The 22,830-nt window shown below is 32.3% G+C and carries 24 protein-coding genes; 11 read left to right on the forward strand and 13 right to left on the reverse strand.

Annotation, left to right across the window (positions count from 1 at the left end; all coding sequences use genetic code 11):
* Window positions 1-5: 5 nt before the first annotated feature.
* The 9 genes from H277_RS0114380 to H277_RS0114425 all read right to left on the reverse strand — a co-directional run bounded on the left by H277_RS0114380 (window position 6) and on the right by H277_RS0114425 (window position 6,718).
* Window positions 6-236, reverse strand: a complete 231-nt coding sequence (locus H277_RS0114380) for a hypothetical protein (RefSeq protein ID WP_019976315.1) — start codon at window positions 234-236, stop codon at window positions 6-8.
* A 10-nt stretch (window positions 237-246) separates the two neighbouring features.
* Window positions 247-483, reverse strand: coding sequence for a hypothetical protein (locus tag H277_RS0114385; protein ID WP_019976316.1), 237 nt, complete (start codon window positions 481-483; stop codon window positions 247-249).
* Window positions 476-1,237: a prolipoprotein diacylglyceryl transferase gene (locus H277_RS0114390; RefSeq protein WP_019976317.1), complete on the reverse strand. Its 762-nt coding sequence runs from the start codon at window positions 1,235-1,237 to the stop codon at window positions 476-478. The genes H277_RS0114385 and H277_RS0114390 overlap by 8 nt, the downstream gene beginning before the upstream one ends.
* A 192-nt stretch (window positions 1,238-1,429) precedes the next feature.
* Window positions 1,430-2,263 carry a 1,4-dihydroxy-2-naphthoyl-CoA synthase gene (locus H277_RS0114400; protein WP_019976319.1) on the reverse strand — a complete coding sequence of 278 codons (834 nt, stop codon included), beginning with the start codon at window positions 2,261-2,263 and terminating at the stop codon, window positions 1,430-1,432.
* A gap of 173 nt (window positions 2,264-2,436) precedes the next feature.
* A complete protein-coding gene (locus H277_RS19195; RefSeq protein WP_019976320.1) occupies window positions 2,437-3,468 on the reverse strand; it encodes an isochorismate synthase in 1,032 nt (343 codons plus the stop codon).
* The gene (locus tag H277_RS0114410) at window positions 3,461-3,883 is read right to left on the reverse strand and encodes a PaaI family thioesterase (RefSeq protein ID WP_019976321.1); all 423 of its coding nucleotides are present in this window, start codon (window positions 3,881-3,883) and stop codon (window positions 3,461-3,463) included. The genes H277_RS19195 and H277_RS0114410 overlap by 8 nt, the downstream gene beginning before the upstream one ends.
* Window positions 3,884-3,886: 3 nt before the next feature.
* Window positions 3,887-4,447, reverse strand: coding sequence for a 1-acyl-sn-glycerol-3-phosphate acyltransferase (locus H277_RS0114415; RefSeq protein WP_019976322.1), 561 nt, complete (start codon window positions 4,445-4,447; stop codon window positions 3,887-3,889).
* A gap of 146 nt (window positions 4,448-4,593) precedes the next feature.
* Window positions 4,594-6,384 (reverse strand): PspC domain-containing protein, encoded by a 1,791-nt coding sequence (locus H277_RS0114420; protein ID WP_019976323.1) that lies wholly within the window; start codon window positions 6,382-6,384, stop codon window positions 4,594-4,596.
* Entirely contained in the window at window positions 6,377-6,718 is a 342-nt protein-coding gene (locus H277_RS0114425) for a PadR family transcriptional regulator (RefSeq protein ID WP_019976324.1), read from the reverse strand. Before H277_RS0114425 ends, H277_RS0114420 begins: the two co-directional genes overlap by 8 nt.
* A 537-nt stretch (window positions 6,719-7,255) precedes the next feature.
* On the opposite strand from H277_RS0114425, the gene H277_RS0114430 reads away from it, so the two are divergent.
* The 3 genes from H277_RS0114430 to H277_RS0114440 all read left to right on the forward strand — a co-directional run bounded on the left by H277_RS0114430 (window position 7,256) and on the right by H277_RS0114440 (window position 10,502).
* Entirely contained in the window at window positions 7,256-8,047 is a 792-nt protein-coding gene (locus H277_RS0114430; RefSeq protein WP_019976325.1) for a S1/P1 nuclease, read from the forward strand.
* 206 nt (window positions 8,048-8,253) lie between these two features.
* A complete protein-coding gene (locus H277_RS0114435) occupies window positions 8,254-8,679 on the forward strand; it encodes an Hsp20/alpha crystallin family protein (protein ID WP_026357627.1) in 426 nt (141 codons plus the stop codon).
* 260 nt (window positions 8,680-8,939) lie between these two features.
* Window positions 8,940-10,502 (forward strand): M20/M25/M40 family metallo-hydrolase, encoded by a 1,563-nt coding sequence (locus H277_RS0114440; protein ID WP_019976327.1) that lies wholly within the window; start codon window positions 8,940-8,942, stop codon window positions 10,500-10,502.
* A 196-nt stretch (window positions 10,503-10,698) separates the two neighbouring features.
* Here the strand turns inward: H277_RS0114440 and H277_RS0114445 are convergent, their stop codons facing one another.
* From H277_RS0114445 to H277_RS0114460, 4 genes are all read right to left on the reverse strand, one after another.
* A complete protein-coding gene (locus tag H277_RS0114445) occupies window positions 10,699-11,613 on the reverse strand; it encodes a GYDIA family GHMP kinase (RefSeq protein ID WP_019976328.1) in 915 nt (304 codons plus the stop codon).
* 4 nt (window positions 11,614-11,617) lie between these two features.
* Window positions 11,618-12,496, reverse strand: coding sequence for an ACP S-malonyltransferase (fabD, locus tag H277_RS0114450; RefSeq protein ID WP_019976329.1), 879 nt, complete (start codon window positions 12,494-12,496; stop codon window positions 11,618-11,620).
* A 54-nt stretch (window positions 12,497-12,550) separates the two neighbouring features.
* Complete coding sequence (locus H277_RS20530) at window positions 12,551-14,452, reverse strand: glycosyltransferase (RefSeq protein WP_019976330.1); 1,902 nt, start codon at window positions 14,450-14,452, stop codon at window positions 12,551-12,553.
* A gap of 106 nt (window positions 14,453-14,558) precedes the next feature.
* The gene (locus H277_RS0114460; protein ID WP_019976331.1) at window positions 14,559-15,374 is read right to left on the reverse strand and encodes a 2,3,4,5-tetrahydropyridine-2,6-dicarboxylate N-succinyltransferase; all 816 of its coding nucleotides are present in this window, start codon (window positions 15,372-15,374) and stop codon (window positions 14,559-14,561) included.
* Between the two features lie 91 nt (window positions 15,375-15,465).
* Between H277_RS0114460 and ruvX the strand changes: the two genes are divergently transcribed.
* From ruvX to H277_RS0114500, 8 genes are all read left to right on the forward strand, one after another.
* Window positions 15,466-15,879, forward strand: coding sequence for a Holliday junction resolvase RuvX (ruvX, locus tag H277_RS0114465; RefSeq protein ID WP_019976332.1), 414 nt, complete (start codon window positions 15,466-15,468; stop codon window positions 15,877-15,879).
* A 44-nt stretch (window positions 15,880-15,923) separates the two neighbouring features.
* Window positions 15,924-16,499 carry a peptide deformylase gene (def, locus tag H277_RS0114470; protein ID WP_019976333.1) on the forward strand — a complete coding sequence of 192 codons (576 nt, stop codon included), beginning with the start codon at window positions 15,924-15,926 and terminating at the stop codon, window positions 16,497-16,499.
* Window positions 16,500-16,519: 20 nt separating this feature from the next.
* Entirely contained in the window at window positions 16,520-17,110 is a 591-nt protein-coding gene (locus tag H277_RS0114475) for a DUF5606 family protein (RefSeq protein ID WP_019976334.1), read from the forward strand.
* A 7-nt stretch (window positions 17,111-17,117) separates the two neighbouring features.
* Complete coding sequence (gene mazG / locus H277_RS0114480) at window positions 17,118-17,882, forward strand: nucleoside triphosphate pyrophosphohydrolase (RefSeq protein WP_019976335.1); 765 nt, start codon at window positions 17,118-17,120, stop codon at window positions 17,880-17,882.
* A 339-nt stretch (window positions 17,883-18,221) separates the two neighbouring features.
* On the forward strand, window positions 18,222-20,213 hold the full coding sequence (gene uvrB, locus H277_RS0114485; RefSeq protein WP_019976336.1) for an excinuclease ABC subunit UvrB: 1,992 nt from the start codon (window positions 18,222-18,224) through the stop codon (window positions 20,211-20,213).
* A gap of 20 nt (window positions 20,214-20,233) precedes the next feature.
* Window positions 20,234-21,043 (forward strand): DUF4846 domain-containing protein, encoded by an 810-nt coding sequence (locus H277_RS19205; RefSeq protein ID WP_019976337.1) that lies wholly within the window; start codon window positions 20,234-20,236, stop codon window positions 21,041-21,043.
* A gap of 86 nt (window positions 21,044-21,129) precedes the next feature.
* Entirely contained in the window at window positions 21,130-22,290 is a 1,161-nt protein-coding gene (locus tag H277_RS0114495) for a cysteine desulfurase family protein (RefSeq protein WP_019976338.1), read from the forward strand.
* A complete protein-coding gene (locus tag H277_RS0114500) occupies window positions 22,290-22,811 on the forward strand; it encodes a CvpA family protein (protein WP_019976339.1) in 522 nt (173 codons plus the stop codon). The genes H277_RS0114495 and H277_RS0114500 overlap by 1 nt, the downstream gene beginning before the upstream one ends.
* Window positions 22,812-22,830: the final 19 nt, after the last annotated feature.

Raw genomic sequence — 22,830 nt, forward strand, 5'->3', positions numbered from 1 at the left:
AGTGTTTAAAATCCTCCAAAAATGAGAAAGATTAAAGCTATTGATAAAGAGAATAACCCCATAAATAAACCAAAAAATAAGATGGTTAATCGTTGTAGATTGATTTTTTTCTGAATTGATTGATAAAGTAAACTAATAAGAGTAATAAGACTTGCGCCTATTAAAGCAACAAAAAGTAAAAAAAGAATTAATCCTTCTGTTGTTATAAAATTTTGTGAAAAAATAAATGCTAACATTCACAAAGTTTTACATCGATCCGCAAACAAGTCCGGAAACAAGAAGAGATGAAACTGCACAAATTGCAAATATTGACCAATAATATTTAGCTGATCGTTTTTCGTTGTTAAATGAGTTCACTGCATAAGCAATGATTACACTAAACAATCCAAATCCCATGGCAAAAGCTGCTAAAATAAATATTACCACATAAATAAAATCATTACCTAAACCTCCTTCGGCAAATATTACAGCTAAATTATTCATGATTTATAGTTTTGTATTTTGATTGATTGATCTTAAAGATATAATAAATTACAATACAAATACAGGTTAATTGAATAGAACTTAATTCTAAAAAAAGCGGATGTATTGGTTTGATAAAATCCAATAAAAATCTGAATGAAAAATACGCAAGCATAAAAAGTTGAAAAATAGAACCTGATGGATAAATATATTTTTTTTGTATTATTCTTAATACTGTCCAAAGTATAATAAGGTAAACAATTTCGTACAATGCAACCGGATGTCGATATAATCCATCACCCAAATCCATTCCTAAAAAAGAACTCGTTTCTACTCCATACGTTTGTTCGTAAACTCCCGTCAAGAAACAGCCAATTCGTCCGATAATCATGGCGAGCATTAATGGGAAAACCATTAAATCGCCGGTACTCTCTCTGTGGTCAATCAGTTTTTTTGTTAATTCAACTCCGATTAGACCAAAGGTTAATCCCCCAACAATTGTATTGCTCATCCAGAAATAGATCAATGGATTTTTAACTTCAAAAAGCGCTTGGGGATGTTCCAATGTTCCAATAATTTTAGAACCTAAAAGCGCTCCAATCAATGCTCCAATAATTATACTGAACGATTGAATCATTGTTAAATTTGATGTGCTTCTTTTTTTCAGAAACATATAATAGCGCATCGCAATAAAAATTCCAATCGATTCGAGAATCGGATGCGCTAAAACCGAATGTCCAAATAATTCTACCGTTACAGGGAAAGTAATTGTCACTGATAATATCTCTATTTTTTTAGTTAAAAGAATAGAGAAGTGAAACTATAATCACTATAACTAAACATATCAGTAGTGCTATTCGTTCTCTTTTATTTCCTTTCGGATATAATAGTATAAATCCTACTATAAAAATAAGATATAAAACAATTAGTTTTAATTGTTGTGCTCCATCCATTCTTTATTTTTGTCTTATCTAAACCTTGAAAAATCGCGTTTACGTTTTTCTAAGAAGGCATTACGGCCTTCTACAGCTTCTTCCGTTCCATAAGCAAAACGCGTTGTTTCTCCTGCAAATATTTGTTGCCCTACCAAACCATCATCTACTAAGTTGAAAGCATATTTCAACATTTTGATAGCCGTTGGCGATTTTGTTAAAATTTCTTGCGCCCAATCAAATGCCACCTGTTCTAATTCTTCATGAGGAACAACTAAATTCACCATTCCCATGTCGTAAGCTTCTTGTGCTGAATAATTCAATCCTAAGAAGAAAATTTCGCGTGCGCGTTTTTGTCCCACTTGTTTTGCTAAATAAGCCGAACCATATCCTCCGTCAAAAGAAGCTACGTCGGCATCTGTTTGTTTGAAAATAGCATGTTCTTTAGACGCCAATGTCATGTCACAAACAACATGCAAAGAGTGTCCTCCTCCTACTGCCCAACCATTCACTACAGCTACCACAACTTTTGTAGAAAAACGAATTAATCGCTGAACTTCTAAAATATTCAACCGTCCTATTCCATCTTGTCCTTCGTAACCTTTGGTTCCACGAACACGTTGGTCTCCGCCTGAACAAAACGCCCAACCGCCATCTTTAGGCGATGGTCCTTCTCCTGTCAATAAAATCACTCCAACTTCACGATCCTCTTCAGCTAATTGGAAAGCATCTAATAATTCGAAAACTGTTTTTGGGCGAAACGCATTGCGAACTTCAGGACGATTAAAAGCGATACGCATTACACCATCACACTTTTTGAACGTAATATCTTCGTATTCTTTTACTGTTTGCCAATTTATTGTTGTCATTCTATATCTTTTTTATTTTACCATTTTAACACTTCGAAAATACTGCTTTTCTAATAAATTATCGAATTTTAATCAAAATCAAAATTTATCTACCCATCTGATAAAAGTCTTACTTTACCTAATACTATGTTTAAGTGTTTTTTATCTCCATCAACACTTATAAAACAGACGAATTATGTTTTTTCGTTTGAGTCAATTAATAATTCTCCTATTGTTTTCGATTTCAATTCAGTTTCTCGCCATTCATTTTCAGCAATAGAATCAGGCATAATTCCGCCTCCAACATATAAATTCACTTTATTCGAAAATATTTTAGCACAACGAAGGTTCACAAAATACTCTGATTCCGTTTCATTTTGATATCCCATAAATCCGGCATAAAAAGTTCGATCGTATCCTTCATTTTGAAGAATAAAATCTTTGGATAAATCTTTAGGCATTCCACCTACCGCTGGTGTAGGATGCAGAGCTTTCAATAAATTATAAAGTTTCGATTTATCTTTAATTTGAGCGGAAATAAATGATTTTAAATGTTCAAAGAAACCTGCATTAACTGAAAAAGGCCCGTCAACATCTATGTAAGAAGTATAAGGTTTTAATGTTGATGTTATATAATCTGTTACAACCTGTTGTTCGTGATATTCTTTCTCGGTCCAAGTATCTTCTTTCGCTTTGGTTCCTGCTAAAGAAACGGTTTGAATGAATTGATTCTTTTCTTTTAACAATAGTTCAGGAGATGCTCCGATCCAACATCCTTCTTTCGCATCATAACGCAGATATACATACGCATTGGGATAATGCTGATGCAAATTTTTAAAGGTCTCCGCTAAATTTATTCTTGTCTTTTCAAGCGTATTGATCCGGCTAATGACAATTTTCTTAGTTGGCGAATTACTTCGCAACTCATCGACTGTTTTGTGTATTAAAGCGGTATAATTTTCATAGGAAATCGCTTCATCAGACTTTGATTCCGGCAATAAAAGTTCAAAATACGGTAAGTCTTCAACCGAAATTTCTAGTACCTCATCATCATTAAATTCAATTAATCTTGAATTATCAAAACTATTGCAAATAAACGTATTCACTGATTTATTTTTTTTGTTTTCCCATAATTCAATTTGAGTTGAACTGGGTTTACGAAAAAGAACAAAAGCTTGTTGATTCTGAATTAATCTTTCAAGTTTTTCTTGAAAATGTTTAAGCATGTTTCTTAGGAATAATAGCGTTTGTCAAATGTGTGTAACAAATTAATTTATCGTTTTCATCTTTGATTTCAATCTTAATTAAATGCGAAGTTCGACCTTGTTTCACGATTGTTGCATGACCAAAAATCGTTCCTTCTGACTTTGGACGAAGATGATTTGCATCAACATGTTGTCCTACGGCCACAAAGTCATCTGACTGAAGAATTATATTCGAAAGCGTACTCCCTAAGGTTTCTGCCAAAACGATAGAAGCGCCGCCATGCAACAAACCAAAAGGCTGATGAACTTTGGACGTAACAGGCATTTTTCCTGATAAAAAATCTTCTCCAACTGCCGTAAATTCTATATCTAAAGTTTCAAGTAATGTATTTTTCGACATATCGTTAAACTTCTGTAAAATATCTTGTTCATTCATGATTTAATGTATTTTTGGGTTATAAAGTGCTGGATGTTTTGCCGTAACATCTTTGTAAAAATCTTGAATTTCATCCATTACATCTTCTAAAGTTCTGTTTTCTGTATCCACAATTTTTGAAATTCCAGCTCGTTTTTTCTTGAAATCACAATAAGCCAAAACAATCGGAACATCTGCTTTTTGTGCTATATAGAAAAATCCATTTTTCCATTTTTCTGCACGAGAACGCGTTCCTTCCGGCGTATTGATTAAATATAATTTATCTGATTTTTTCAAAATATCTGAAGCAAAATCAACCATATTATGTCGTTGAGAGCGATCAATTCCGATTCCACCCATTTTCTTGATAAAATACCCGTACCAAGGTTTTGTCCAAGCATCTTTGATGAACATTTTCATCGGAATTCCCATTTGCCAAAAAGCCAAAATAGTATAGTAAAAATCCCAATTAGAAGTATGTGGAGCGCAAACTAAAACGCATTTATCTACTTTTGATAAATCGAGATGGTTATCTAATTTCCAACCTCCTAATGAATACAAAAGTTTCCCTATTTTTTTTTTCATACAATGATGCTTTATGCATTTGCAAACATACAAAACTCAACACGGATATTTATAAATGTAACCAAAAATAAAAAGAGACGTTCCGAAATGAAACGTCTCTTTTGAATATGATTAATTAAAATACTTCTTAAGTCTATGCAAAGAAATCAACGATTATTTGAATGATTTCTGTAGTTAATGTTAATAGAATCTGTATCATCTTTATAGTGTATTTCTTGGTTTGATTTTGCTTTTTTGTTTTCTGTTTTTGGTAAATTTATTCCTATAGAACCATCTTTACTTTGAACTCGAATACCATTTTTATCAATTCGAACTCTCGCTGAGTCGTTTCCGTCATTAACATTTATGTTTAGATTCTCAGAATCAAGATTGATATCATCCTCTGAATCTTTTTGACAATTCAAACATACGAATTTTTTTCCATTATATCCAATAAATTTATTCTTCAAATCATATAAATAATCACGGTCGTTATCATTATTAATAATTGTCATTCGATCAGTGTTATTTGTGTGAATTAATTTGTTCTTAGGAATATATAATTTAATATCAACAGTTTGATTTCTAAATTTACCATCTTTAGGAATTTTAATAAATTCATCTAAATAAAGTTTATTCCCGTTTAATTCATAATTATACCTAATTGCTTCTAAATTACGTTTTGCTTCTTCTTTGCTACCACCTTTAGAAGAATAAGTTACTTGAACATGAAGTTTTTCGTCTGTACTTTCTTCAATCTCAAAAATATCATCAATTGGAATAATTAAGTTTCCATCAGCATCAATTAATTGATCTAAATCGTTAAAGGTTTTGAACTTCAAGTTTCCTTCATTATTTTCTCTAAAATAAACTTGTAATGTATCAGAAGGAATAACATAACTTTTTTCTTGCGTCATTTCAACTGAGTTTCTAAATTTACTAGCTGTACTCACCGAAATTCCAATGATTGCAAATAAAGCAACAAACCAAAGAGCAATTGCTCCAAATATTACAGCTTTACTAACTTTTACTCTATTCCAAAAACATTTCACCCCTAAAATTGTCAATAAAACACCTGGAATTACCATTAAAATTCCTCCAAATATTTTAGCTGCCATACTCATCCATTCCTCTTCTACAAGGTAACCGAATAATTCTGTGGGCATTTCGGTCCAGGTTGTAAAGAAGAAAAAGAATCCTCCAATGATTAGACCAACTCCTGTACTTAGAATGATAAATCCAATGAACCACAGTAAAATTCGACCAAAAACACCAAAGGCTCCTCCTAGTTTATTACTTAATTCTTTGCTTCCACTTACAACAGCTTCACTGGCTTGTTCTACGTTTTTTTTTAACGTATCAATATTCGCTGGTTGTCCATACATTTGTAATTTTTCCGATGTTGTTTTTGCTTTCGGAACAAAAATTAACAAGATAAAATAACAGAACACCACTAACAAAAACGATACGCCTGCTGTGAAAATCCCTAAAACTCCCAGAACTAACCAAATAGAGCGTACAAACCAAGGATCAACACCCATATAATGTGCTAAACCAGCAGATAATCCTGTTACAATTGTATCATCCGGATCACGGTACAAACGTTTCGCACTTGTTTGTTGTCCTCCATAGGATTGATTATTTGACGAATAATTGTACGATGAATTTGTAGATGTTTTTTCGTTCTCCTCATCCTCTTCAACTTTGTATTGATCTGGATGTCCCATTGTTGCAATTACAAAATTAATATCATCTTCGTTGACAACTTCTCTGAATTTTAATCGTTCACGGAACAATTCAGAAATACGGATTTCTACATCTTCAATAATATCTTCTACACCTTCTGTACCTCTCAACGAAGTTTTTACATCTTGTAAATAGGTCTTTAATTTATTATAGGCGATTTCGTCTAACACGAAAGAAAATCCTCCTATACTTATCGATACTGTTTTATCCATTTTTGTGCGTTTCTGTGGTTACTTTATTCACGGCTTCGATTAACTGTTCCCAAGTTTCAGCTAATTCATTTAAAAAATTTTCACCTAACTCTGTAAGTGCATAATATTTGCGAGGTGGTCCCGACGTTGATTCTTCCCAGCGATACTGTAAAAGGTCATCATTTTTTAGTCTTGTCAAAAGCGGATATAATGTTCCTTCAACAACAATCATCTCTGCTTTTTTCAATTCGTCTATGATATCAGATGCATATGCATCTCCTTTTTTGATAATGCTGAGAATACAATATTCCAGTACACCTTTTCGCATCTGAACTTTTGTTTTCTCTATATTCATAAGAACGGCTTGTTTTATTTTGTTATACAAATATATATAAATATTTTAGTATTATGCAAAACAAAGTACTGAATTATTTTTAGTATTATAAATAAAACACAACAATCGGTCTATTTATCGTGGTTTGTTGAATTAATATTTTTTAAAAGTTTTTTAAGATTATTTTTAAATCTTAAAAAAATGAGCTTTTAAAAGGCTATTTTTATTAAATTTATGAGATAATTAAAGCCATTAAATGAATCAATTCTCTTGGATAAAAGATTATAAAAACAACGAAAATTAATATTTCAATATCAAAATATCTTGATTTTCAGAAAAGCTCAAAATTCGATTCTAATTCATTTCTCTTTCCTGAGAATTTTACTTGGTGTTTAATGACGTTAGAAAATTTGCCTCTAATTTTTTGCACAAATTCCAATAATTCTTTTGATTTAGAAATGTTTCCTATAAAATATAATCAACCTTTTTTTTAATCGTATTAATCATATTCATCAACAATTAACTTTGTTTATCTTTGCAAAAAATCGAGCTCACACAATGAAAAAAATTATAGGAAGTGCAATGCTTTTAGGTGCATTTTTAGCTTCAGAAAATGCTTTAGCTTGGGGATTAACAGGCCACCGAGTAGTTTCTCAAATTGCAGAACAACACATTAGCAAGAAAACTCGTAAAGAAATCACAAAAATTATTGGCCCACAAAAGTTGGCGTATTGGGCAAACTGGCCGGATTTCATTAAATCTGATGATTCTTGGAAACATGCAGATTCTTACCATTATGTTAACATTCCTGGAGATTTAAATCGTCAGCAATTTGATATTGCATTAGAGCAAACTTCAGAGGATAACATGTACAAAAAAGGATTGTTTTTAATGAATGAATTAAAAAACAATAAAAACCTTACAATCGAGCAAAAACAACACGATTTATACTTCTTAATTCATATTCTTGGTGATGCGCATCAGCCACTTCACGTAGGACGTCCGGATGATTTAGGAGGAAACCGTATTAAAGTCGAATGGTTTCGTGATAAAGTAAATATTCATACTGTATGGGATTCTAAACTGGTTGACTACGAAAACTATTCATATACAGAGTATTCAAATTTATTGGATATTGCTACAAAAGAACAACAGAATACTATGAAAGAAGGGACATATGCCGATTGGATTTATGGTTCCTATACTATCGCCAATAAAGTGTATGCAGGTGTAAAAATGGACGATAAATTAGGTTATCGTTATCATTTTGATAATAAACATATCGTAGAAGATCAATTGTTAAAAGGAGGAGTTCGTTTAGCGAAAGTTTTAGATGATATCTTCAATTAAAATAGATTTTTTAGATTCTCAAAATAAATTTAAAAACCTGAAAAGATAACTTTTCAGTTTTTTTTGTACACTTTACTTGAATAATTCAGACTTTTTGACATGAATTTAATTCAAAATAGGTCATTTTGTCTTGTTGTTTAAATTTGCACACAATTTGAAAAAGACTAAGCATGAACAATAAATTCAAAAATTTAAACATACAAGACATGAATACAGTTAGAAAAAACAGCGCAAATTATTTTCCTTTTGGGTATGAAAATGCAATGCGTCCAAAATTTGAAACATTTGTAAACTCTCAAAATCAGTTCCCTGCAGTTAACATCAAGGAAAACGAAGATAGTTTCGAAATTTTATTCGCTGCTCCAGGTTTAAAAAAAGAAGATTTTGAAATTGAAATTGAGGAAAACATTTTAAAAGTTTCATCAGAAATAAAGCAAACTGAAAATATAAAAGAAGAAAAATTTTCGAGAAGAGAATTCAACTTTACAAGTTTCAAACGAGCATTTACTTTACCTGAAACAATTGATGAAGATAAAATAGAAGCTTCTTATGTAGACGGCATTTTAAAATTATCGTTACCTAAAAAAGAAGAAGCTTTGCCAAAAGAAAAACGTAGTATACAAATTTCATAGATATAGTTAATTTTAGTTGGTTGGTTATCCTCGATTCTTCGGAATTGAGGATTTTTTCATGAAATATCTTATCGTACTTATATGTATCTGCTTTACAAAGCAATCGATTTATCAGGATGATAAACAGTAAAAAAACAATATTATATTTTCAAAAAAAACATAAATAATCTCAAGACATCAGGTGATGTCTTTTTTTATTTCTGAAAATAGCCTATTTTAGACCCAATTTGTAAAATTTATCACACGAAATTAGATTAATTATGAAATTGATTAACACATTAACCTACTCTACTTTAGTTTTATCATCGGTAGCAGTGCATGCGCAAGTACAAGAGAAACTAGATCCAACTGTACAAAGTTTTGTAAATGAAATTCAAAACAATTCTCAGTTAAAGAAAATTTCTCACGAATTATTGGACGGAATTGGACCTCGTTTAGTTGGTTCTCCTCAAATGGATCAGGCTGGAGAATGGGCAATTAAAACATTAAAAGCTTGGGGAATTGATGCTCGTCGTGAAGATTATGGTACCTGGAAAGCTTGGGAACGTGGTTTAACTCACGTTGACATGACTTACCCAAGAGCAAAATCTATCGAAGCAACTCAATTGGCATGGTCACCGGCAACAAAAAAAGCTGTAAATGCAGATGTCATTGCAATGCCAGTTTTCAAAACAAAAGCAGAATTTGAAGCATGGTTACCAAGTGTAAAAGGAAAAGTTGTTTTGATGTCTCAAAACCAATCTTATGGACGTTCAGACTATCAATATAAAGAATTTGGTTCTGATGCTTTATACAAAAAAGTCACTGAAAATAGAAAGGCTGAAGCAGAAGCTTGGTCAAATTCTATTCAAGTCACAGGCTATAATAACAATACCCTTCCAGAGATTTTAGAAAAAAACGGAGCAGCAGCTGTAGCCATTTCTTATTGGACAGGAATTATGGGGGCTAATAGAATTTTTGGAGCAAAAACAAAAACAATTCCAATGTTAGATATTTCTAACGAAGATTATGGAATGTTGTATCGCTTAGCAGAAAACGGAACAGCGCCTAAATTAACGGTGAATGCTCAATCGAAGCATAATGGTACAACTAAGACATTTAACATTATTGGAGAAATTAAAGGAAAAGAAAAACCAAACGAATATATTATTCTTTCTGCTCATTTCGATTCTTGGGACGGTGCACAAGGAGCCACAGACAATGGTACAGGAACAATTGCAATGATGGAGACTATTCGTACAATCAAGAAACTGTATCCAAATAATAAACGTACAATTTTGATTTGCTTGTGGGGAAGTGAAGAACAAGGACTGAATGGTTCTCGTGCTTTTGTCGAAGATCACCCTGAGATTGTAAAAAACACACAGGCAGTTTTCAATTTAGACAATGGTACTGGACGCGTTGTCAACATTAACGGTTCAGGTTTCGAAAAATCGTACGAGTATATGACGCGTTGGCTTTCTGCTACTCCATCTTTTATTCGTAACGAAATTAAAACCGATTTTCCGGGATCTCCAGGAGGAGGTGGATCTGACCATGCTTCTTTTGTCGCAGCCGGAGTACCAGGTTTTATGTTAAGTTCTTTAAACTGGGGTTATGGAACGTATACCTGGCACACAAATAAAGATACATATGATAAAATTGTATTTGAAGAAATACAAAGTAATGCCATATTAGCCGCCACATTAACCATGATGGCAGATAAAGAAGCTGAATTGGTAAATCGGGATCGCCGAGTTCTACCAATCGGTAGAGATGGTAAACAACAAGAATGGCCAGGGATTAAAAGCCCTCAAAGAAATTCTGATACTTATCTGAAATAAATTATTTATAAAAAAAATCCACTCAAAATGAGTGGATTTTTTGACTTTTATATTTAAAGAAGTTGAAAACTAAATCTTACAATATTCCTTGTAAAAAAGCTTGGATTAAATTAAAGAAATAATTCATCTAATTTGAATCAAAGAAATAGACCTGCTCTTCCCGATTCAAATACCAGATTAGTATTTTGATGTTATTTTAGCATGATTTAATCAGTTCAGAAAATGGAATAATTGTTTCATACCCTTTCCCTCTAAAATATTCTTGCATTCCTTCTCTATATGTCACCAACACAAAATCTCCTCCCCAAGCTCCAAGGCTTTTAACGACACCTGAATAATCAGGAAAATATAATTCTTTTGGTTGTGAGATTTGCATAAAATGACTTAATCGTGATTGATATTCATTTAAAATATGCTCCAGATCTGATAAATATTCGACCTTTGTAGCTTCAACAACTAAATTGGATAAATCATTTATCATCTTCCAATCTTTAGCTTTGTTTTTATAATGATTTCCGACGACTGCTTGCGTATCTTGTTTTTGATTTAAATAAACGAAATAAAGTTGATCTTTAAAATTCCAATTCAATTCCAGTTCTTCAACTTCTATCAAAGGTTGATTTGAAAACAAAATTGGACAATTATGGTGTGCACAGGCAATATCATAACCGCTTGTATTAAAGGTGAGTTTATTTAATTCAAAAGGATTTACTTCAACCCATTGACTAATCAAATCGATCAAAGTAGAACTACTTCCCAACCCCCATTCTTGTGGATATTCTAACTTCGTGAAGCATGAATAACTTTTATTAGAAGTGAAAAAACTTGGGTTTAAGTTTTTTGCTTGTTTCAAAATCCCCTGTAAAGATCGACTTAGTTTATCATTTGTTGAAGAAATAATGTCCAAATTATCTAAACTAAGTTGTGTTTCAAACCAAATTGAATCATCACACTTTAACGCTTTCCAACGAATCAAATTGGTGTTTTCTGATGAATCTTCTACAAACAAACATTGCCCATATTTCGTGGGCAATGCAAATGCTTTCGCTCCATCAATCACAATATATTCCCCAATAAGGAATAATTTTCCATTGGAACGGTATGTTTTCATCTGTTTAGATTTGAGCAGAAGAAGTTGTCACTTCTCTATTTATTTTTTTGACTAATCCTTGTAATGTATTCCCCGGTCCAACTTCAATAAATTCAGTTGCTCCGTCTGCAATCATATTCTGTACAGATTGTGTCCACTTTACAGGAGCAGTTAATTGAGCAATTAAGTTTTTCTTTATCTCTGCAGGATCTGTAATAGCTGTTGTTGTAACATTTTGGTAAACCGGACAAATAGGCGTATTGAAAATGGTTTCCTCTATCGCTTGTGCTAATTCCTCCTCAGCAGGTTTCATTAATGGTGAATGGAAGGCTCCTCCAACCGGTAAGACCAACGCTCGTTTGGCTCCTAATTCCTTTAATTTCTCACATGCTAAATTAACAGCCTCAATTTCTCCAGAGATTACCAATTGACCTGGGCAATTGTAATTTGCCGCAACAACCACACCGTCAATTTCTTCACAAGCTTTTTCTACTATTTCATCTTCTAATCCTAAGATTGCAGCCATTGTAGATGGATTAGCTTCACATGCTGCTTGCATTGCTAGAGCACGTTTGTAAACTAACTTTAATCCTGATTCGAAATCTAAGGTTTCATTTGCAACTAAAGCAGAAATTTCCCCTAAAGAATGCCCTGCAACCATTTCCGGTTTAAAATCCGATAAAGTTTTCGCTAAAATGACAGAATGTAAAAAAACTGCAGGTTGAGTAACTTTAGTTTGTTTTAAATCTTCTGCAGACCCTTCAAACATAATTGATTTTATATCAAAACCTAAGATTTCGTTTGCTTTGTCAAATAATTCTTTTGCTAGTTCAGAATTTTCGTACAAGTCCTTACCCATTCCTGAGAATTGAGCGCCTTGTCCTGGAAAAACATATGCTTTCATTGTATTATTTTATAATCTTAGACAAATGTATAATAAAATCTTAAACTTCTTTATTTAACCTAAATTTAGATTTTCTTTCCTATAAATTTCGTCTAAATATTTGTATCGATTTGCGACAGAAATAGCATGTAGTTTTGCAATTTTATAACCTGACACTCCATCCAAAAAACCAAACCGTATGATAAAATAGTTAAAAAATCGATATGCCGGTTTTATTTTATAATGAAAAAAAGTTGGAACTAAATTTTTTAAGCGTAATTCTTGAGCACGTAATTTAGAATAACTGTTCAATTTATCTAAATATTCTTGTTCATTATCATATGTATAATGATCTAATTTATTCTTTAAAGCTCCTACCTCACCTCCGCACTCTATAATTTCATGCACCATACGATCTAATTTATATTTCGATTTAGATTTTCTGAAAATACGAATTGCTTTATCACTTTGCATACCTGAATATTTAATGTGCTTATTTTTGAAAAAAAACTTTCGGTACACATAATAAGCGTCAAATTTAGGCTGATTATCAATTATTGAAACAATTTCTTCTTTCAATTCGTTCGAAATTCCTTCGTCGGCATCAAAAAAAGTGATCCATTCATTATTTGCCAAAGAAATCGCATAATTTCGTTGATTCGTAAAATTATCAAACTTACGTTTTACAAATTTAACTTTCGGATTTTGTAGTGCAAACTGTTCTGTTTTATCCGTGCTATAAGAATCTACTATAATTATTTCATCAGCGAAACTAACGTCATTCAAGTAACGTTGTATATTTTTTTCTTCATTAAAAGTAATTAGCAGTGCTGAAATTTTAGTAGACATTGATTCTATAGAGTACTCTTTTTGTGTTTGAATCTCAACGTAATTATTATGCTTTAATTGTCGATTTAAACCATTTTTATCCAGAAAACCTCTCAGATCATCCTTAAACAACTCAAAATCAAAGAATGAGTAAAATTCATCAACGCGTTTTTTTATTTGACGATTGTTTAAATTTTTCAATTTGTCTGGAAAATAATCTTTCAAATGAACACTTGCATGGTTAATCCCATCTTCGAAAGTCGCCCAAACATCTTTATCAATCCAAGGTGAAAAAATTATAAATGATTTTTTACCAACGGCTTTTGACATATTAATTGCCCCACCATCATTTCCGACAATTAGTTCACATTCGTTTGCAATAGCTATAAATTCACGCAAGTCTTTTCCTAATAATTCAAAATATACTTTTGATTGAGTTTCATGAGATAATTGATTATAAACTTCTTTGGCTTGATTAATTTGCTTTGGAAAATAATTAAATAAAATATTAACATTATAATTTTGTCCGATAAAATCAACCATTCTTGCCATCTGGTTCAATGGATATGTTTTAGACGAATCAGAACCAAGCAAACTGATCAATACTGTTTTTCGAGACGTATCAACTTGATGTTGACAAAACAATTCTTTCGCTGTTTGAATTTCCTTTTCTGTCAAATATAATTTAGGTTCCGTAGCCAAGGGATTCTCAATTCCCAGAGGTTTTAATAACGATAAACGATGTTCTATTGCAAGACCGAGATGACTGTTTGGCTTGTGGTGCTTCACAACATTATCTGTATACAAAAAGGTTCTGCCTGATTTTCTATATGAAATCTTTTTGGGAGCATTATTAATAAAAACATCTATCCAACTTTGAAGTTTAGAATAAGCATCAATCACAATATCATATTTATTTTGATTGAGATGCTTAGAAAATGTTATCAATTTTAACAACCCTTCATTTTCTTTCTCATCAAAAACAATTTTGTGATCGATATAAGGATTATTTTCTAAAACAGGTAAGGTATTACTGTTAATTAAATAATCAACAACAGCATTTGGATACGCTTTTTTGATATTTTCACACAGCAATGAAGTGAGTAATACATCGCCTATCATCTTGTGTTGGATAATCAAAATTTTCATAAAACATAGTTATGAAGCAAAACTACTAAATTCTGTTTGAATCAAAATAAAAAAATCCTTACCAAATACTGATAAGGACTTCCAATTTTTATATAACTATCTTAAATTATACAGCTACATTATGTTCACGTAAAGCATCATTTAAAGACGTTTTTTTATCTGTTGATTCTTTACGTTTTCCAATAATCAAAGCACAAGGAACCTGATATTCTCCTGCCGCAAATTTCTTTGTATAAGAACCTGGGATAACAACTGAACGAGCCGGAACATACCCTTTGACTTCGATTGGTTCTTCACCTGTTACATCAATAATTTTAGTTGATGCTGTCAATACAACATTTGCTCCCAATACAGCTTCTTTTCCAACACGAACACCTTCTACCACAATACAACGAGATCCGATAAAAGCATTATCTTCAATAATTACCGGAGCTGCTTGTAATGGTTCTAAAACACCTCCAATACCTACACCTCCTGATAAATGAACATTTTTACCAATCTGGGCACAAGACCCAACAGTAGCCCAAGTATCGACCATTGTTCCTTCGTCTACATACGCTCCAATATTTACATATGAAGGCATTAAGATAACACCAGAAGAAATGTACGCACCATAGCGAGCAACAGCATTTGGTACCACACGAATTCCTTTTTCAGCATAGTTTCTTTTCAACTCCATTTTATCATGGTACTCGAAAATTCCTGCTTCTAACGTTTCCATCTTCTGAATTGGAAAATACATTACGACTGCTTTTTTTACCCATTCATTCACCTGCCAATCTTCACCAACTGGTTCTGCACAACGTAATTGCCCGTTATCAATCAATTCAATTACCTCACGAATCGCAGCTTGCGTTGCTTCTTCTTGTAACAACTCCTTATTGTCCCAAGCTTTTTCTATGATTTGTTTTAAATTCTCCATTTTTATTAATAATAGTCACAAATATAAAAATTAAAATGAAGGCTTTCCATAGAGATTGTTTATTATTGAATCGTTTTTTTAAATTTGCCAAATGTCACGAATATTAGCATTAGATTACGGAGGAAAAAGAACAGGTGTAGCTGTAACCGATGAATTACAAATTATAGCTTCTCCATTGGACACAATAGAAACATCAAAATTGATGGATTTCTTGAAACAATATATAGAAAAAGAAAACGTTTCTGATCTTGTTGTCGGATTATCTGTCCGTTTTTCGGGTGAATTGAATGAGATTGAAAATCAAATTCAACCTTTTTTGAAAAAATTTTCTGAACAATTTCCTTTGATTAAAATTCATCGTGAAAACGAAATGTTTACATCAAAAATGGCATCTCGCGCGATGTTCGAAGGTGGAATGAAAAAGAAAAAACGACAAGAAAAAGGAATGGTAGATAAAGTGAGTGCAGTGATAATTTTACAATCATTTTTAGCACATAAACTGTAACAAATTGTATCTTTGCCGTCAAATTAATAAAAAAAGATCAAAAAATGGTATTACCAGTTGTAGCTTACGGAGATCCTGTCTTACGTAAAGTTTCACAAGAAATAGATCAAGATTATAAAAATTTACATGAATTGATCGAAAATATGTTCGATACCATGTACGACTCTAACGGTGTTGGTATTGCAGCTCCACAGATTGGAAAAGATATACGTTTATTTGTTGTAGATTGTTCGCCTTTCGAAGAAGATGAAGATTATGAAGATGTAAAAGATGAATTGAAAGATTTTAAGCGCGTTTTTATTAATCCAAAAAAAATCAGTAGTTCTGAAGGTGACGAATGGACGTTTGCCGAAGGTTGTTTAAGCATTCCTCATATTCATGAAGATGTTACACGTCCGGAATCCGTTACTTTAGAATATTTTGATGAAAATTGGGTAAAACATACCGAAACTTTTTCGGATATTCGCGCTCGGGTTATTCAACACGAATACGATCATTTGGAAGGAAAGCTTTTTATTGACTATATTTCGAGCTTTAAAAAGAAACTAATAAGTAATAAATTAAAAAATATAACAAAAGGGAAAGTAAACACGAGTTACAAAATGAAATTCCCTTCATAGACCCTTAAACATAATAGAATATGGATTTATCAAGAGTTATCGCAATTTCAGGAAAACCAGGATTATACCGTTTAATTTCTCAAACAAGAGGTGGTTTTGTTGTTGAAGATTTAGAAAAAGGTAAAAAAATCTCTATCGCATCTAACTACAATGTTAGTTTATTAGACAATGTTGCGATTTACGGTGTTTCACAAGAATATCCTTTAGCAGAAGTTTTCTTCAAAATTTACAAAAAAGAAAACGGAGGAGAAACGATCGATCACAAATCTTCTGGAACAGAATTGCGTAAATATATGGAAGAAGTTTTACCGGAATACGACGATTCAAGAGTGTATGATTCTGATTTGAAAAAATTATTCCAATGGTATAATATCTTACACAAAAACGGATTATTAAACATTGACTTAGCCGCTGTAGAAGCTGCATTAGCTGCTCAACAGGCACAAGATTCTCCAGTTGAAACTCCTGCTGAAGAAGTTGTTGCAGAAGAAAAACCAAAAAAGAAAGCACCTGCTAAAAAGGCTGCTGACAAAAAAGACGCTGAAGAAAAGCCAGCGAAAAAAACCGCTGCAAAAAAAACAACAGCCAAAAAAGATAAAGACGCTGAATAATTAAAAGATGAATACACGTAAAGATCAATTACAGGCTTTCGAGAGATTGTTAGATATAATGGATGAATTACGTGAAAAATGTCCATGGGATCGTAAACAGACAATGGAAACGTTGCGTACGTTATCTATTGAAGAAATTTATGAACTTTCAGACGCTATCATTGAGAAAGATTCAGATGAAATAAAAAAAGAACTGGGTGATGTTTTTCTTCACCTGGTTTTTTATGCTAAAATTGCATCAGAGCAAAAGGACTTCGATATTGCAGATGTATTAAACGGAATTTGCGAAAAGTTAATTCACCGCCACCCTCATATTTATGGTGAAACAAAAGCAGATACAGAAGAAGAAGTTCTTCAAAATTGGGAACAAATTAAATTAAAAGAAGGCAATAAGTCTGTCCTTTCAGGTGTTCCTACTTCTCTCCCGGCAATGGTAAAAGCTTACCGCATTCAGGACAAAGTAAAAGGTGTTGGATTTGAATTTGAGAATTCTGATCAGGTTTTTGATAAAATTATTGAAGAGATAAATGAATTTAAAGAAGAACAAAATTCAACAGCTAAAGAAATGGAATTTGGTGATATTTTATTTTCATTAATCAATTATGGACGATTTATCGGAATCAATTCTGAGGATGCTCTAGAACGATCGAACAAAAAATTTATCTCGAGATTTCAAAAATTAGAGGAAATCGCAAAAGAAAATGATCAAAACTTAGCTGATTTAACCATTTCCGAATTAGATAAATTATGGAATTTAGCGAAAATACGCTAGTGTAAACTTGACACTATAAAAAGTATTCAAATTTACGAAAACGTTAGAATCAGAGGTTTTAACACTATTATAAATATCTTTTATCGACACCAATAAAACAAAGTATTACAAATTATTGTGCGTGCACAGAAAACCAGCCTATATTTGCAATGGTTATAGCGGGCAATAGCTTGTAATAATGGAAGGAAGTTTGTTTACTAAGTAAACAGTTTTCTCATTTTTTTGTGGTTTTGATGAAAAGGTGACTTAAAGTCGCCTTTTTATTTTTTTATCAACTTCTTCTTTCTCTACACTTCACAACATTCATTTTTTTATCTGAATAATTTGTAAGTTTGTGAAATGCAGTTTCAACTAAATTCTGAATTCAAACCAACTGGTGATCAACCAAAAGCTATTGAAGAATTATCCAAAGGAATTCTCAACAATGACCGTTTTCAAACACTTTTAGGTGTTACCGGTTCCGGTAAAACATTTACAATAGCAAATGTCGTACAAGATGTACAACGTCCGACCTTGGTTTTGGCACATAACAAAACGCTGGCGGCACAATTGTACATGGAGTTTAAAGAATTTTTCCCGAATAATGCTGTTGAGTATTTTGTTTCGTATTACGATTATTATCAACCGGAAGCTTATATTCCTTCGTCAGGAACTTATATTGAGAAAGATTTATCAATTAATGAAGAGATTGAAAAATTACGTTTAAGTACGACTTCTTCACTTCTTTCCGGACGCCGTGATATTTTAGTTGTCGCTTCTGTTTCGTGTTTATACGGAATTGGAAACCCTACTGAATTTCATAAAAATGTGATTCAGATAGAAATTGGACAAATCATTTCTCGAACGGCTTTTCTCCACAAATTAGTTCAAGCACTATATTCCAGAACAGAAGGTCTTTTTCAACGGGGAAATTTTAGAATAAAAGGTGATACATTAGATATTTTTCCTGCTTATGCAGATGATGGAATTCGAATTAATTTCTTTGGAGATGAAATAGAAGAAATTTCAGTTTTTAATGTTGACACAGGAAAGACCACATCTAAATTGGATAAACTTAATATTTACCCGGCTAATCTTTTTGTGACATCTAAAGATACATTGAATGGAGCTATTGCTGATATTCAGTTAGATTTAGGAAAACAAGTTGAGTATTTTCAGGAAACCGGAAAACACCTGGAAGCAAAACGTTTGCAAGAACGTACCGAATTTGATTTAGAAATGATCAAAGAATTGGGGTATTGTTCCGGAATAGAGAATTATTCGAGGTATTTAGATGGTCGTGATCCCGGAACCCGTCCTTTCTGTTTGCTGGATTATTTCCCGGAAGATTACTTAATGGTAATCGACGAATCACATGTAACTGTTTCACAGGTTCATGCGATGTATGGAGGCGATCGTTCCCGAAAAGAGAATTTGGTGGAATATGGTTTCCGACTTCCTGCTGCTATGGATAACCGCCCATTAAAGTTTGAAGAATTTGAAGCCCTACAAAACCAGGTAATTTATGTTTCAGCGACTCCTGCAAATTACGAATTAGAAAAATCTGAAGGTGTTGTTGTTGAACAAGTCATTCGTCCTACCGGGTTATTAGATCCCGTTATAGAAATTCGTCCAACTCAAAATCAAGTGGATAACTTGATGGAAGAAATCAATAAACGTGTTGAATTAGACGAACGTGTTTTGGTTACAACTTTAACAAAACGTATGGCCGAAGAACTAACCAAATATTTGACAAAATATGGAGTTCGATGTCGTTATATTCATTCTGATGTTGATACCTTAGAACGTGTTCAGATTATGGCTGATTTACGTGCAGGTTTATTCGATGTTCTGGTTGGAGTAAATCTTTTGAGAGAAGGATTAGACCTACCTGAGGTTTCTTTGGTTGCAATTCTGGATGCCGATAAAGAAGGTTTCTTAAGAAGCCACCGTTCCTTAACACAAACTGTTGGTCGTGCTGCAAGAAATATAAATGGTTTAGCAATAATGTATGCAGATAAAATTACGGACAGTATGCAGTTAACGATTGATGAAACGAATCGTCGCCGTGAAATTCAAATGAAATACAATCAAGATCACAATAAAGTTCCACAAGCATTAAATAAAAAAATAACAAAGCTAAGCCTAGCTGCAGCTGAGTTTGAAGAAAATCCTTACGAACAAAAACATTTGATTCAACAAGCTGCTGAAATTAAGGAAACCTATTCTACAGAAGAAAAAGAAAAATTGGTACAAAAATTGCAGAAAGAAATGGAAAATGCTGCAAAAAATTTAGATTTTATAAAAGCAGCAGAGTTGAGGGATCAGATTCAACTTTTAACCCAAGATTAGCAAGATTTTCCTAAGTTTCAATGAAATTTTTAAGTTTTACATTTTTATTATTTTTTACTCTTTTATTCTCATGCAATACACATATCCTTAAATCGTCTACGAATAATGAATTAGTAGAAAATGAGGTATATAGTCTTGTTCATTCGCGAGAATTAAAAATTTTTAAGAGATTCGATACTCCTCCAAATTTTAGTAGGAATCAACACAATACAGAATTTGGAAAATGGTTAAATAATCTTTCCCTTAAAAGTCACACTACGCCTGTTTATACATTTGATGGCCAAAAGAAATCTAATCCTAATATCTATGTTGGTGTTTTAGATTTAGATCAGCCCAAAAAAAATGTTCAGTTTAATGCAAATGCTGTTATAAGCTTACGTTTAGAATATTTTTATCGTGAAAAAAAATACAGTGAATTGGATAAATTGGCTAAAATTTCAACAAAACCAACTCCTTATACAAAATTTGTAAAAGGTGATTATTCTTATTCTAAGTACATCGAATATTTACAGTATTATTTAGAAAATACCAATTCAAATACAATCACAGAGCTTTTAAAAGCTATACCACTCAAAGAGTTGCAAATTGGTGATGTTTTTTTTCAAAAAGGAAGTATAAAAAGTCATGCTGTAATTGTAATGGATCTCGCACAAGATGAGATGGGAAATAAAATTTATATATTGGCACAAAGTTATTACCCCAGTCAAAATATTCAGATTCTCACCAATCCAAGTAACGATCTAATTTCTCCTTGGTACATTGCAAAAGAAGGTGTTCTATTAACTCCTGAATGGCGATTTCTATCTTCAGATTTAATGCGTTTTAAATAGCAATTTACTTTCTCAATCAGTTGATTTTACTTAAATTTGTTGTTCAAAACCTCAATAGTAAACAACAATCAGTAAAATAATCGATAATGCAAAGAGTATATTTAGACAATGCAGCAACAACAGCAATTCGTCCAGAAGTAGTTGACGAAATGGCTCATGTGATGAAAAATGTTTTCGGTAATCCATCATCTACACACGTATTCGGTAGAGAAGCCAAGGCATTGATTGAAATGTCTAGGAAAAATATAGCTCAACGATTAAATGTTTCCCCTGCCGAAATTTATTTTACTTCTTGCGGAACAGAATCTAATAATACCATTATCCGTTCTTGCGTAAACGACTTAGCTGTCACACGAATCATTACAACTGATATGGAGCACAAATGTGTACTGGAAAGTGTAAAAGATGTAGAACATAAGGGAAATGTAGAAGTAATCCGATTAAATATCCTAAAAGATGGAAATATTGATTATTCTCAATTAGAAGAATTATTGAAAGATCAATCTAAAAAAACATTAGTTTCCTTAATGCATGCCAACAATGAAATTGGAAATTTAACCGATGTAAAATACATCTCTCAACTTTGTCAGGATAACAGTGCTTTATTCCATTCTGACTCTGTACAAACGGTAGGTCATTATAATTTAGATTTTCAAGAATTGGGAATGGACTTTGCTTCTTGCTCTGCCCATAAAATTCACGGACCTAAAGGTGCCGGATTCTTATATGCTAAAAAAGCCTCTCATATCAAACCTCTAATTTCAGGAGGAGGACAAGAAAGAGGATTACGCTCAGGAACAGAAAATGTATACGGAATTGTAGGTCTTTCTAAATCATTAGATTTAGCCTTAGATGAATTAGATGCACATGTCAAACACATCAAAGAAATTAAACAATATACGATTGATCAATTAAAAGAAGCCATTCCGGGTGTTGCTTTTAACGGACTTTCTGAAGATTTGGATAAAAGTTTATATGCTTTACTGAGCATCAAATTACCTTTCCATGACACATTAATCGGTTTCGAATTAGAACTGGCTGGAATTGCCGTTTCTCAAGGAAGTGCTTGCAGTTCGGGAGCAGCAAAAGTTTCATTAGTTATGCAGACTTTATACACTGAAGAAGAAATCAATCAAATGACGCCATTACGTGTTTCTTATTCGTATGAAACAACAAAAGAGGATATTAACATCTTAGTCGATACATTGAAAAAAATCGCAGAAAAACACCAGTTGCAAAACGCTTAATGACTGATTTTAATCAACTTGACATTCTGATTTTAATCGCTTTAGCTTTTGGTTTTATCAATGGATTTTTCAAAGGTTTTATCTCTCAATTAATTGGTTTAGTCGGTTTTTTTGTAGCCATTTGGTTAAGTTTCAAATTCTACCAAATCATTGAAGTTTATGTCAATTCTTACAATATCGTTGCAGATAGTTTAACCTCATTAGCTGCATTGGTTATTACATTTGGAATTGCTTTTTTTACAATAAAATTAGCATCAAGTTTAACACAAAAAACAGTAGAAGCAATTGGATTAGGAATTGTAAACCGATTTGGCGGAGCAGCTTTAGGATTAATGATTTCTCTATTATTATCTTCAAGTATTTTGTATTATGTTGATCCAATTTTAGAAATAGGATTTAAAGAAACAAAAGACAAAAGTCAAATTTTACCGATTCTGAACGAAAGTTCACAACTCATAAAAAATTCAATTTTTGAGACAAAACATCATCTAAGAGACGAATTACAAGATTCTATCAAATAATCTTAAAAAGGATTTACAC

The sequence above is a fragment of the Empedobacter brevis NBRC 14943 = ATCC 43319 genome, assembly GCF_000382425.1.
Lineage (GTDB): Bacteria > Bacteroidota > Bacteroidia > Flavobacteriales > Weeksellaceae > Empedobacter > Empedobacter brevis.